At 62.3% G+C, this 13,070-nt stretch carries 10 protein-coding genes; 4 read left to right on the top strand and 6 right to left on the bottom strand.

Going from position 1 to position 13,070, the window contains the following annotated elements; translation table 11 throughout:
- Positions 1-134: 134 nt before the first annotated feature.
- Complete coding sequence (locus GA645_RS26925) at positions 135-1,025, bottom strand: integrase core domain-containing protein (RefSeq protein WP_152227177.1); 891 nt, start codon at positions 1,023-1,025, stop codon at positions 135-137.
- Positions 1,026-1,107: 82 nt separating this feature from the next.
- Positions 1,108-1,290 (bottom strand): hypothetical protein, encoded by a 183-nt coding sequence (locus GA645_RS26920; RefSeq protein ID WP_178119597.1) that lies wholly within the window; start codon positions 1,288-1,290, stop codon positions 1,108-1,110.
- A gap of 1,084 nt (positions 1,291-2,374) precedes the next feature.
- Here GA645_RS26920 and GA645_RS26915 point away from each other — a divergent pair.
- Together GA645_RS26915 and GA645_RS26910 are read left to right on the top strand one after the other, a co-directional pair.
- Complete coding sequence (locus GA645_RS26915; RefSeq protein ID WP_152227175.1) at positions 2,375-3,733, top strand: OprD family porin; 1,359 nt, start codon at positions 2,375-2,377, stop codon at positions 3,731-3,733.
- A 537-nt stretch (positions 3,734-4,270) separates the two neighbouring features.
- Positions 4,271-5,635, top strand: a complete 1,365-nt coding sequence (locus GA645_RS26910; RefSeq protein ID WP_152227173.1) for an OprD family porin — start codon at positions 4,271-4,273, stop codon at positions 5,633-5,635.
- A 189-nt stretch (positions 5,636-5,824) separates the two neighbouring features.
- Here the strand turns inward: GA645_RS26910 and aguA are convergent, their stop codons facing one another.
- The 4 genes from aguA to GA645_RS26890 form a co-directional block, all read right to left on the bottom strand.
- Positions 5,825-6,934: an agmatine deiminase gene (gene aguA, locus GA645_RS26905; protein WP_152227171.1), complete on the bottom strand. Its 1,110-nt coding sequence runs from the start codon at positions 6,932-6,934 to the stop codon at positions 5,825-5,827.
- 275 nt (positions 6,935-7,209) lie between these two features.
- Complete coding sequence (locus GA645_RS26900; protein WP_152227169.1) at positions 7,210-7,845, bottom strand: TetR/AcrR family transcriptional regulator; 636 nt, start codon at positions 7,843-7,845, stop codon at positions 7,210-7,212.
- A gap of 55 nt (positions 7,846-7,900) precedes the next feature.
- The gene (locus GA645_RS26895) at positions 7,901-8,962 is read right to left on the bottom strand and encodes a polyamine ABC transporter substrate-binding protein (RefSeq protein ID WP_152227167.1); all 1,062 of its coding nucleotides are present in this window, start codon (positions 8,960-8,962) and stop codon (positions 7,901-7,903) included.
- Positions 8,963-9,203: 241 nt separating this feature from the next.
- Complete coding sequence (locus tag GA645_RS26890; protein WP_152227165.1) at positions 9,204-10,583, bottom strand: glutamine synthetase family protein; 1,380 nt, start codon at positions 10,581-10,583, stop codon at positions 9,204-9,206.
- A 278-nt stretch (positions 10,584-10,861) separates the two neighbouring features.
- Here GA645_RS26890 and GA645_RS26885 point away from each other — a divergent pair, with 278 nt between their 5' ends.
- On the top strand, positions 10,862-11,611 hold the full coding sequence (locus tag GA645_RS26885; RefSeq protein ID WP_152227163.1) for a gamma-glutamyl-gamma-aminobutyrate hydrolase family protein: 750 nt from the start codon (positions 10,862-10,864) through the stop codon (positions 11,609-11,611).
- Between the two features lie 40 nt (positions 11,612-11,651).
- Positions 11,652-13,010 (top strand): glutamine synthetase family protein, encoded by a 1,359-nt coding sequence (locus GA645_RS26880; protein WP_152227161.1) that lies wholly within the window; start codon positions 11,652-11,654, stop codon positions 13,008-13,010.
- Positions 13,011-13,070: the final 60 nt, after the last annotated feature.

The following is a 13,070-nucleotide window of genomic DNA, read 5'->3' as shown; positions in this document are numbered from 1 at the left end:
CTTCCGCCTGTCGGTTTTTCGACTGACTTTCTCTGTGTAAAGCCCTCGCTTTCCTGAATTTTTCAGCGCCCGACCAGCCGGATTCGCCTGCTCCGTGGACGGGTGGCTTTTCCCAAGGCAAACCGCGTTGGCAGCTATCCGCTCAGGTAAAACCCCGAAAGCAATCCGTCCCAGGCTTCAAACCATTCCACCCGTTTTAGAGCTCGCCGGTAAGGATCGACCCCGTTCCAGACTTCCAACGGTGTTCGCCCGTTCAGTTTCTGATGTGGGCGCACCGCGTTGTACCAGAAGTGGAAGGTTTGCAAGGCCGCCTGCAATTGCCCGCCGTCCAGCACGCGCCACTGATCGAGCTTGGCCTTCAGGGTGCCAAACAGCCGTTCGATCCTGCCGTTCTGCCAGGGACAGCCCCTGTCCGTGCGTTGATACCGAATACCCGCCAGCCGAACTACGCCGCTGAAGACCTTGCCGGTAAACACACGCTCGTTGTCCGTGCGAATCGCCGCTGGTCTGCCGTAACGCCCAATGGCCAGAAACAGATGGCCCAGCAATGTCCAGGCGTTCTTGTTGGTCAGGTTTTCCAAACGCAGTAGCCGCCGCGTGCCGTGATCGATCAGGCCGAAGATCGCATGTTGTTCCCCGTGGACATCCTGCTTGCCGGTCATGTCCAGTGCCCACACCGCGTTCCGTTCAGGCGAGTAGGGTTCGCGCCTGCGCAATGCACGGCGCCTGCACTCAATCGCGTACTGCTCGCGACACAGGGTGTAAGCCACGAAAGATTTACTCACCGTCATCTGCCGGCGTCGGGCATGCAGGCGATTGAAGGTATCGGTTAGCTGCCGACATCCCGCCTTAGGCATTAGCGCTTTCAAACGCACCAATTCATCGATGACCCAGGCGGGTTTGCGTGCCCGCCGTATCACCCCGCCGTGCCGGGTGCGTTGCCAGCCGGAAGGCTTGACCCGAATGCGGCGCCGAAAGAGCCTGAGCAGCCAGTGCCAAAACCTTTGCCATCCCCTGCGCAGCATTACACCTCCTTGAATGAAAACACCCTGCCAAGGTGCCCCTTGGCAGGGTGTGGGGATTTCCGTGGGGATTCAGTTCACGCTGTCAGCGCCTGAGCCTCTGCTCATGGTCCGCCTGATACAACGACTGCGCATCGGACGCCAGCAGCAACAGCGCACGGCTGATCCTGAAGAGATTGAGGCAGGGCGAGCAGTTCAGCTCGGCCAACTCCAGCACGGCCAGCAGCTCGATGACCGCGCTCAGCCGATCTTCCGCTGCGTCATACAACGCTTCGGCAGGCGCGTCCGTTTTCAGGTACAGCGTCGCGTCACGCGGGAAATGGCTGTGTTATGACGTGTCGCCAGCGGGGTAAAGCCTTGGGCGTCGGGACGTGTGGACGGGTGTGACGTATGATTGGCGTCAGCCATGGTCAGCTCCTGTTTAGCTGCTTGTGGTTAGCGGGCTGGATGGGTTGCACCCCATCCGGCCCGCGTCTTTTGATTCTGTTGAAACTCCTTTCTGATCCACGCCGTTCGGCACTTCTGGATCAAGTTCTGTGATGTGTACGCAAGAAGATCATGCAGGTAATTGCCTGCAATACGCAGTGTACTGTCGGAAATATGCCGCTACTTTATCTTTCGTGGTGAGTTCGATTCCATGAGATGGAGCGGCTTCCGCCGCATCCCGCAGGCTCTTGGGAAATGGCTGACGCTGCCTGTGTGGCAGTACCGGATTGGGCGTCATCGACGCGCATTGAGTCTGCGGAGAATTCCTCGGGAAACCCCATTGTTCATGCGACTCGCCCAACAGAGGTACCTCGTCAGTGGTGCAGCCCTGAGCGGTATCGGCGTGCTACCTTATATTCCGAAAAGTAATCATATAGTAATAATTAATTCTTTTTTGATTTATAAAGCTTCTTTTATCGTTGCCCCAGCGCTGTCGCGAGGACGGTTGGAAAGTGCGGCTGGGGTGGCGGTTTCCCGCCAGAATGGACGATGTTCATGGCGGTTTCCCGCTTAGTGGTCTGAAGGAAAAGATCCGCCGACAAGTCTGAAGGACAGATTTGGCGGGGAGATCGGGTAGGCAAGGCCGGTTGGCCTGGGGATTGCCTAGCCAGTGACGCATGCCCCGCGCATCGCCACGACAACAAGACACGAGAACAGACCCATGCCGTCCCTTTCAGCTGTTGCCTTCCCGCCTGCTTGCCGGCGCATCACCCCTGTCTAGGGGCGCGTTGCATCACTACCCAATATCGCAGCCGCGCGTGTTCGTACGCGCCGTGGCCTCTGCTTGCCGTTCGGTCGGGCTCCGGGGGAGTCAGTTGTTGCGCTGAATGGCCTGTTTTCCAAGATCAATAAATGGGGAAATTCCAATGAAAAGCCGCACTCTCACGCAATCGGGCCTGGCGCTCGCCATCGCTGCCGCGGGCCTGGCCCAGTCGGCCATTGCCGGCGGGTTCGTCGAGGACAGCAAGGCCAGCCTCACCCTGCGCAACTTCTACATCAACACCGACAACCGCAACGGCACCGCGGCGCCGAGCAAGCAGGAAGAGTGGGGCCAGGGCTTCCTGCTCAACTACACCTCCGGCTTCACCCAGGGCACCGTCGGCTTCGGCGCCGACGCGCTGGGTCTGCTCGGGGTTCGTCTCGACAGCGGCAAGGGCACACATTACAACCCGACCGGCTCGAACTTTTCCGGTACTGTCTTCCCCACTGACAGCGATGGCCGCGCGGTGGATGACTTTTCCAGCCTGGGGCTGACGGGCAAGGCGAAGGTTTCTGCCACCGAACTTCGCTACGGCACCCTGCTGCCGAAGCTGCCGGTGGTGACCTACAACGACGGTCGCCTGCTGCCGCAGACCTTCGAGGGCGGCCAGGTCACTTCCAACGAGTTCAAGGACCTGACCCTGATCGGTGGCCAGCTCGAGCACATGAAGAGCCGTAGCTCCAGCAACAACGAAGGGCTGTCCATCGCCGGCGCCAACAACTCCCGCACCGGCGAGTTCGTCAACAAGTTCTACTACGGCGGCGCCGACTACAAACTGACCAAGGACCTGACGCTGCAGTACTACTACGGCAACCTGGAGGACTTCTACAAACAGCACTTCCTTGGCCTGCAGCACAACTGGGCCATCGGTCCGGGCGTGCTGAAATCCGACCTGCGCTACTTCCACAGCAGCGACGATGGCAAGAATGGCCACGACAAGAACTACTACACCAACGGCTACTACGGTAACGGCGTCACCAAGGGCGAGGTCGATAACCGCGCCTGGAGCGGCCTGTTCACCTATACCTTGAGCGGTCACAGCTTCGCTGCCGGCTACCAGCAACTCAGCGGCGACAGCGACTTCCCGTTCATCAACAACGGTGACGGCGCCACCGCCTACCTGATCACCGACGTGCAGATCGGCAAGTTCCTGCGCGCCGGTGAGCGCACTTGGCAGCTCCGCTATGGCTATGACTTCGCCCAGGCCGGCCTGCCGGGCCTGACCTTCCAGACCCTGTACCTGCATGGCGACAATATCGACACCAAGTACGGCGACAAGAGCGAATGGGAGCGTGACATTTCCCTGGCCTACGTAATCCCGGATGGCACCTTCAAGGGCCTGGGCTTCACCTGGAAGAACGCGGCCCTGCGCAGCGGCCTGCCGGTCGAAGGCAAGGGCACGGCGACCCAGCGTGACCAGGACGAGAACCGTCTGATCGTCAGCTACACCATCCCGCTGCTGTAACGTTCGCGGGCTGACAAGGGCCGCCGGCCTCGCAAGAGGCGGCGGCTTTTTTTGAAGGTCCGAGGCATACCGGGGCGGTCTTCGCGGGGGAATTCCTCGATCTGATCGGTGTTCTGCCGCGTATTCTCGGATACTTCCTATTCACTCCCGGGCCGGCTCGTGCCTTTCGAAAAATCCGAGCGTGAGCAGGGTCAAATATCCCGCAACAGGCGTCCAATCGCCGGCGGATTTCCCTCTTGTCCTCCGGCCTTCTCTTATCGTGGCGCCGCTCGCGCGGACCGGGGAAAGGCATGGACCACGCCTTCCGGTGACGGGTGACGAAGCGGATGCCGCCCGCAATGCGCCTCGATGATCGAGTACCGCCGGCCATCGGCGGACCGACGATCCAGCGCAGACCGCCACACGGCCCTTTGCCTGCGTCGACTGCCACTCCTCCCCACTTCCGTCGTGATCAGGAATGCCGTCATCCATTGCACCGCGAATTTCGCTGGCTGCCTGCCGATGGCGCACTGCACGAACATGTCATGGGGAACTGCAATGAACTACCGAACGCTCAAGCATTCGAGCCTGGCTGTCGCCATCGCCGCTGCCGGTCTGGCGCAATCCGTTTGCGCCGAGGGTTTCATCGAGGACAGCAAGGCCAACCTCGGCCTGCGCAACTTCTATATCAACACCGACAATCGCAACGGCGGCGCCCCGCCGAGCAAGCAGGAAGAGTGGGGGCAGGGCTTCATGCTCAACTACAACTCCGGCTACACCGACGGTACTGTCGGGTTCGGTGTCGACGCCCTCGGCCTGCTTGGCGTCAAGCTCGATAGTGGTAAGGGCAAGCACTACAACCCGCAAGGCAAGGCGTTCGGCGGAACCGTGTTCCCCACGGACAGCGACGGCCGGGCGGTGGACGACTTCTCCAGCCTGGGGCTGACCGGCAAGGCCAAGGTGTCGGCCACCGAACTGCGCTACGGCACCCTGCAACCCAAGCTGCCGGTGGTGACCTACAACGATGGCCGCCTGCTGCCGCAGACCTTCAGTGGTGGTCAGGTCACGTCCAGCGAGTTCAAGGATCTGACACTCGTCGGCGGCCAGCTCGAACACATGAAGGGCCGCAACTCCAGCAACTCCGACCAGGGGCTGTCGATCGCCGGCGCCAACAACGCACAAACCGGTGAGTTCACCAACAAGTTCTACTACGCCGGGGGTGATTACAAGGTCGGCAAGGACACCGTCCTGCAGTACTACTACGGCAACCTGAAGGACTTCTACAAACAGAACTTCCTCGGCCTGCAGCACAACTGGGAACTCGGTGAGGGCGTGCTCAAGAGTGACCTGCGCTACTTCCACAGCAGCAGCGACGGCAAGAACGGCAATGACCCCGCCTACTACTCCACCGGCTACTACGGTAACGGCATCACCAAGGGCAAGGTGGACAACCAGGTCGTCAGCGGTCTTTTCACCTACGCCATCAAGGGCCACAGTTTCAGCGCAGGGCACCAGATGCTGTCCGGCGACAGCGATTTCCCATTCATCAATGATGGCGACGGCGCGTCCACCTACCTCACCACCGACGTGCAGATCGGCAAGTTCCAGCATGCCGGCGAGCGCACCTGGCAGGCACGCTATGCCTATGACTTCGCTGCGCTCGGTGTGCCGGGCCTGAGCTTCCAGACCCTTTACCTGCGTGGCGACAATATTGATACGGCCTACGGCAACCAGAGCGAGTGGGAGCGGGACATCAGCCTGGGTTACGTGGTACCGGACGGTGGTCTGAAGGGCCTGGGCTTCGCCTGGAAGAACGCGTCCCTGCGCAGTGGCCTGCCGGCGGCCAGCACCCCTGGCTCCGCCAGCCAGCGCGATCAGGACGAGAACCGCCTGATCGTCAGTTACAGCATTCCGCTGCTGTAAGTGCGCGTGATGCTGTAGGAGAGGACCATGCCCGCGATTCGCGCACAAAGTCCGTGCATCCGCGAGCTTCTGTCTCCGTGAGCCCTGCTCGCGGATCGCGGGCGCGGCCAGCTCCTACAGGTTTTTCCATGCAATGAAAAAGGCCGTCGCTCCGCTGGGAGCGACGGCCTTTCTTCTTCCTTCAGCGAATCAGCGCTTCTGCGGCGCCGGCTGCTGCTGGGTGATGCAGTGGATGTTGCCGCCACCCAGGAGGATCTCGCGGCCCGGCACCATCACCACTTCGTGCTCGGGGAAGATGCGCTTCAAGGTGGCCTCGGCCTCGGCATCCGCCGGATCGTCGAAGCGCGGGGCGATGATGCCGCCGTTGACGATCAGGAAGTTGACGTAGGAGCCGGCCAGGCGGATCGACGGATCGCGCGGCTGGGTGCCGATCACCAGGTCGATGTGTTCGCACTCGGCTTCGGTGGCGTGGATCGGGCCGGGGATGACGATCTTGTGCACGGTCAGTTGGCGGCCCTTGGCGTCGCGGGCGGTTTCCAGCACGCGCATGGCGGCCTGGCAGCGCGCGTAGTTCGGGTCGTTGACGTCATCGGTCCAGGCCAGCAGGACTTCGCCCGGACGCACGTAGCAGCAGAAGTTGTCCACGTGGCCGTCGGTCTCGTCGTTGAACAGGCCATCCGGCAGCCAGATAACGGTGTCGATTGCCAGGTGATCGCGCAGGTTGGCTTCAATCTCCTCGCGCGACAGGTGCGGGTTGCGGTTGTGGTTGAGCAGGCACTCCTCGGTGGTGATCACGGTGCCTTCACCATCCACGTGGATGGAGCCACCTTCGAGCACGAAGCCCTCGGTACGGTAGCCATCGCAACGCTCGGTGCCGAGGATCTTGCTCGCCACCTGGTCATCGCGGTGCCAGGGGAAGTACAGGCCGCCTTCCAGGCCGCCCCAGGCATTGAAGGTCCAGTCCACGCCGCGCACTTCACCGCTGTTATTGGTGACGAAGGTCGGGCCGGTGTCGCGCACCCAGGCGTCGTCGTTGCTGATTTCCACCACGCGGATGTTGCTCGCATCGGCCAGCTGGGCGCGGGCGTTTTCGTACTGCCCGGCGGACACACCGATGGTCACCGGTTCGAAGCGGGCGATGGCGCGCGCCACGGCGCTGAACGCCGCCTGCGCGGGCTTGCCGCCCAGGCGCCAGTTGTCCGGACGCTCGGGCCAGACCATCCAGGTCTGGGTGTGGGGTTCCCATTCCGCCGGCATGCGGAAGCCATCGGCGCGGGGAGTGCTGGTCAGAGTGGTCATGGGGCGATCCTTGGTGAGGGCTTCGACGGATGGGCGCGATGCTGATACTTATCGATGGGTATCGCTGCGCTCCACCCATCCTACGCAGTGGGTTGTGTCATTCGGGAGGGCGTCGCCGCCTTGTGTCGCGAGCGGCCAGTATAAGTCTGCAGTCGTGGCGCCGCGTCGGTCTTCTCCCCGGATGAGAGAATTTATAGCCGATAAAAATCGGTTTATGAAGGGCGTATGAGAAATATTTCGACCGAATATCCGGATATATATCGGATAAAAATCGATTATTGCTGGGGTGCTGGCCGTTTCGGCAGGCAGGGCGGCAGGTACAGCGAGAGATAGGCGTCGATCACCCGCATGCCTTCTTCGGCCAGGCGTTCGGTGATCTGCCCGTGGCGCTGCACGGAGAGGGCGTAGACGCGGTCGCCCAGTTCGATGGCCAGGCTGAACACTTCAAGGTCCTGCGGCAGCGGCGGCAGCTCGAAGTGACGCTCGAACAGCTCGCGCATGGCCTGGCCCAGCTGCACGTCGTGCTGGCTGTCGGCCTGGGTGACTTCGGCGAGGCCGTGGCTGGCGAGGATCAGTTGGCGCGCGGCGGCGTCGCCCGCATACACAGCGAGCGTGCGCTGCTCGACCAGTCGTGCGAGATCGCGCCAGTCGCGTAGGGCGGCGTGGTCCACGGGTTGTTCGAGGCAGGCGCGGAAGGCGGCATGGACGTCGCTGGTCAGTCCCTGGAGCAGGGTCGGCACGCTGGGAAAGAAGTGGTAGACGGAGGAGGGCGGAATCTGTGCGCGCTCGGCCACCGCGTAGATCGACAGGCTCGCCGCACCGCCCTCGGCCAGCTGCGCACGGGCGGCGTCGAGGATCACGGCGATGCGCGCCTGGCTACTGGCGCGGGGCTTGCGGGTGGGAGCGGGCATGTCGACCTCCGGAGCTGGGCGGTTATTGGACGCCAGCTCCGGGGTGCTCGGCAAGTCAGCTGCCGCCGGCGCGGAGTTTGCCCCAGACTTCGGTGATGACCGGCGCGGTCTTCTCCGGTGCGGTTTCCAGGGCGAACAGGCGGCGCTTGGTTTCCTGGTCGGGGTAGAGGCCGGGCTGGTCGCGCAGGGCGGCGTCGAGGAACTGCGCGGAGTCCTTGTTGCCGTTGGGGTACAGGGTGGCTGCAGTGATCTGCGCGGCGACCTTGGGCTGCATCAGGTAGTCGATGAACTTGTGTGCGAGGTCCGGCTGCTCGGCGGAGGTAGGGATCACCAGGTTGTCGATGAACAGCACCGAGCCTTCCTGCGGGACCACGAAGCGCACTGGCTGGCCGGCATTGGCGGCGTTCAGTGCATCGCCGACCCAGGCCATGGCGACGCACAGCTTGCCGCTGTTGAGGTCCTGGATGTAGCGCTCGCTGTCGATGTAACGCAGGTTCGGGCGCAGCTGGGTGAGTACCTCGCCGGCGCGGCGGATCTGCGACGGTGCGCTGCGGGCGAAGTTGCGGCCCTGGTAGTTCATCAGCACCGAGAAGGCTTCATCCGGTGCGTCCAGCATGCTCATGCCGCAACTTTTCAGGCGCTGGCTCTGCTGCGGGTCGAACAGCAGGCTCCAGCTGTCCGGCAGTTTGCCGCCGTAGGCCTTCTCGGCCGCCGGCTCGTTGATCGCCAGGCCCACCGCGCCCCACAGGTAGGGCACGGCGTGCTGGTTGTTCAGGTCGACCGCGGCCAGTTTGCTCAGCAATTGGCTGTCCAGGTGACTGCGGTTGGGGAGTTTGGCGAAGTCCAGCGGCTGGATCAGCTTCTTGCGGATCAGTGCCGGCAGGTCGTTGTGGGAGGGCACCGCGACGTCGATGTGCTCGCCCTGGTCCAGGGCCTTGAGGAGTTCTTCGTCGGTGCTGTAGGTGTGGTACTCGACGCGCACGCCCGTGTCCTTTTCGAAGTCCTTGAGCACTTCGGGGGCGATGTAGTCGTTCCAGTTGTAGACACGGATGACCTGGTCGGCCCATCCGGACAACGGGCACAGCAGCAACAGCATCAAGGCGTACAGGCGTGGCATTGGCAATCTCCCTGATATGACCACATGTCAGCGGGTGCGGCCGGGGCCGCTGATGGCGCAACAGCAAAGCACGACGAAAGCGATGGGCGCCCGGGCGGGCGGATAGAGGCATCGCGAGCAGAAAGGAGATGCGGACATGGGTCGCCGCGGCGCCCCTCCTCGCCGTTGCGATGTCGCTGTCTCCGGGATGTGCCAGAGGCACAAAGAAACGCCGGCACGAGGCCGGCGTTTCATTTACCACTTATACGGTATGCAGATACCAGTTGTACTCGAGGTCGGAGATCGAATACTCGAACTCCTGCATCTCGTGCTCCTTGCATGCGACGAAGATGTCGATGTACTCGGGGCTGATGTACTTGTTCATTACATCGCTGTCGTCCAGCTCGCGCAGTGCATCGCGCAGGTTGTTCGGCAGGCTCTGCTCCAGCTGCTCGTAGGCGTTGCCTTCGATCGGCGCACCGGGGTCGACCTGGTTGGTCAGGCCATGGTGGATGCCGGCCAGTACGGCGGACAGCAGCAGATACGGGTTGGCGTCGGCGCCGGCGACACGGTGCTCCAGGCGAACTGCTTCCGCCGCGCCGGTCGGAACGCGCAGGGCAACGGTACGGTTGTCCAGGCCCCAGCTCGGTGCGTTCGGCACGAAGAAGGCCGAACCGAAGCGGCGGTACGAGTTGACGTTCGGGCAGAGGAACGCCATCGACGCCGGCAGGGTCTCGAGCACACCGCCGATCGCGTGGCGCAACGCGGCGTTCTGCTCGGGATCCTCGCTGGTGAAGATGTTCTTGCCGTCCTTGTCGAGCAGCGAGACGTGCACGTGCAGACCGTTGCCAGCCTGGCCCGGGTAGGGCTTGGCCATGAAGGTCGAGTCCATCTCGTGGTCGTACGCGACGTTCTTGATCAGGCGCTTGAGCAGGACTGCGTAGTCGCAGGCCTTCAGGGCGTCGTCAACGTGGTGCAGGTTGACTTCGAACTGTGCCGGGGCGCTTTCCTTGACGATGGCGTCGGCCGGGATGCCCTGGGCGCGGGCGCCGTCGATGATGTCCTGCAGGCAGTCGGCGTACTCGTCGAGGTCGTCGATGGAGTAGACCTGGACCGATTGCGGACGCTTGCCGGAGATCGGCGAACGCGGCGGCTGCGGACGGCCGTTCACGTTCTCCTGGTCGATCAGGTAGAACTCGAGCTCGAAGGCCGCAACGATGGTCAGGCCAATGTCGGTGAACTTCTGCACCACCTGGCGCAGCACTTCACGCGGGTCGGCGAAGAACGGCACGCGTTCTTCCATCTCGTGCATGGTCATCAGCAGCTGCGCGGTGGGGCGCTTCTGCCAGGGTTCCATGGACAGGGTGTTGGGGATAGGGAAGCAGACGCGGTCCGCGTCGCCAATGTCCAGGCCGAGGCCGGTGCTTTCTACAGTGGAGCCGGTAATGTCGAGAGCGAAGAGAGAGGCGGGGAGGTTGATGCCCTTCTCATAGACTTTGGGCAGGCTGGTGCGTTCGATGCGCTTACCGCGAACCACACCGTTCATATCTGCGATTAGGAGGTCGACGAACTGGACCTCGGGGTGTTCCTTCAGGAACTCACTCGCTTCTTCAAGCGAAACGGCACTCTGGGGTACCGACATGATGCAACACCTTTATTGTTAAAAATTTCAATCATTCGAAGGCTGAGGTGTGAGTCAATCCGAATTGGCAAAGGTTGTCAATGTCGCACCAAAAAGGGGCACTGCATTCGCAATGGGCCGGTTTTGGGGCGTTTCAGGTCGCTTCATGCGAGCGGAAAGCCTTGGTTGGCGGGCTGTTCAGTAGGGCGTGTTTGATTTTTTACATTCCTATTGTGTAAAAAAATGAACAAGGCTAAGCTCGGCCTCAAGCCCATAACACATACAAACACGGGTGCCCCATGTCTCGCCTGCCGTTAATCGGCGTGTCCGCCTGCATCAAGCAGATCGGTTCGAAACCCTACCACGTCACTGGCGACAAATACCTCAGAGCTGTGATCTCCGGGGCCTCGGGCATTCCGGTGATCATTCCCTCCCTGGGCGATGCCATCGACCAGGAAGCCATGCTGGCCGCACTCGACGGCCTGCTGTTCACTGGCTCGTCGTCGAACGTCGAGCCTCATCATTATAGTGGCTCCGCAAGCGAAGCCGGCACTCTTCATGATCCCGCACGCGACAGCACCACGCTGCCGCTGATTCGCCGTGCCGTCGCAGCCGGGATTCCGGTACTGGGCATCTGCCGCGGATTCCAGGAAATGAACGTGGCCTTCGGCGGTTCGCTGCACCAGAAGGTGCACGAGGTCGAGGGCCTCATGGATCACCGCGAGCCGGCCGACCAGCCGCTCGAGGTTCAGTATGGACTGCGGCACGCGGTGAGCGTGCAGCCGGGCGGCGTATTCGCCGGCATCGGGCTACCCTCGCAGTTCCAGGTCAACTCCATTCACGGCCAGGGCGTTGAACGTCTGGCGCCCGGCCTTCGCGTAGAAGCTCTGGCGCCTGACGGATTGGTTGAAGCCTTCTCCGTCGAAGGTGCGGCCTTTGCCGTCGGTGTGCAGTGGCACCCGGAGTGGCAGGTCGAAACGAACCCCAACTATCTCGCTATCTTCCAGGCATTCGGCAAAGCCTGCGGCAAGAGGGCGGGGAGCCGTTGAGCCTGGCGTTGGTGCCGGGCTCTCAACCCCTGAGGTCTTTATGACTACCAAGTTAGACCAGCTCAGCAGCTGGCTGAAGGAACGCAAGATCACCGAAGTGGAATGCATGATCGCCGACCTGACCGGGATTGCCCGGGGCAAGATCGCGCCGACTGCCAAATTCCTCAATGAGAAAGGCATGCGCCTGCCGGAGAGTGTTCTCCTGCAGACCGTGACCGGTGATTACGTCGAGGACGACATCTATTACGACCTGCTGGACCCGGCCGACATCGATATGGTCTGCCGCCCGGACGAGAATGCCGTGTTCCTCGTCCCGTGGGCCATCGAGCCAACCGCGATGGTGATCCACGACACCTACGACAAGATGGGCAACCCCATCGAGCTGTCGCCGCGCAACGTGCTCAAGCGCGTGCTCAAGCTTTATGCCGACAAGGGCTGGAAGCCGATCGTCGCGCCGGAGATGGAGTTCTACCTGACCAAGCGCAGCGACGACCCTGACTATCCGCTGCAGGCTCCGGTGGGCCGCTCCGGCCGCCAGGAAACCGGCCGTCAGTCCTTCTCCATCGACGCGGCGAACGAATTCGATCCGCTGTTCGAAGATATGTACGACTGGTGCGAACTGCAGGGCCTGGATCTGGACACGCTGATCCATGAGGAAGGCACCGCGCAGATGGAGATCAACTTCCGTCATGGCGATGCCCTCGACCTGGCCGACCAGATCGTGGTGTTCAAGCGCACCATGCGCGAGGCCGCCCTCAAGCACAACGTGGCCGCGACCTTCATGGCCAAGCCGATGACCGGCGAGCCGGGCAGTGCCATGCACCTGCACCAGAGCATCGTCGACATCAAGACCGGCAAGAACATCTTCTCCAATGCCGACGGCAGCATGAGCGAACTGTTCCTGCACCATATCGGCGGCCTGCAGAAGTTCATTCCGGAGGCTTTGCCGCTGTTCGCCCCGAACGTCAACTCGTTCCGCCGCTTCCTGCCCGACACCTCGGCGCCGGTGAACGTGGAATGGGGTGAAGAGAACCGTACCGTCGGCCTGCGCGTGCCGGACTCCAATCCGGAGAACCGTCGTGTGGAGAACCGCCTGGCCGGCGCGGATGCCAACCCCTACCTGGCCCTGGCTGCCAGCCTGCTGTGTGGCTACATCGGCATGGTCGAAGGCCTCAAACCCAGTGCCCAGGTCAAGGGCCGTGGCTACGAACGGCGTAACCTGCGTCTGCCGCTGACTATCGAGGCAGCGCTGGAGCGTATGGAAGGCAGCAAGACCCTGGAGAGTTACCTGGGCGACAAGTTCATTCGTGGTTACGTCGCGGTCAAGCGCGCCGAGCACGAGAACTTCAAGCGGGTGATCAGCTCCTGGGAGCGCGAGTTCCTCCTGCTTTCCGTCTGATCGGCGTGGGGCCCGGAACCCCGTCCGGGCCCTGTGTTACTTAGAGAGAGGTTTTTACCA

It is taken from the genome of Pseudomonas sp. SCB32 (assembly GCF_009189165.1).
Taxonomy (GTDB): Bacteria; Pseudomonadota; Gammaproteobacteria; order Pseudomonadales; family Pseudomonadaceae; genus Pseudomonas.
This window is presented reverse-complemented; position numbering and strand designations above follow the sequence as displayed.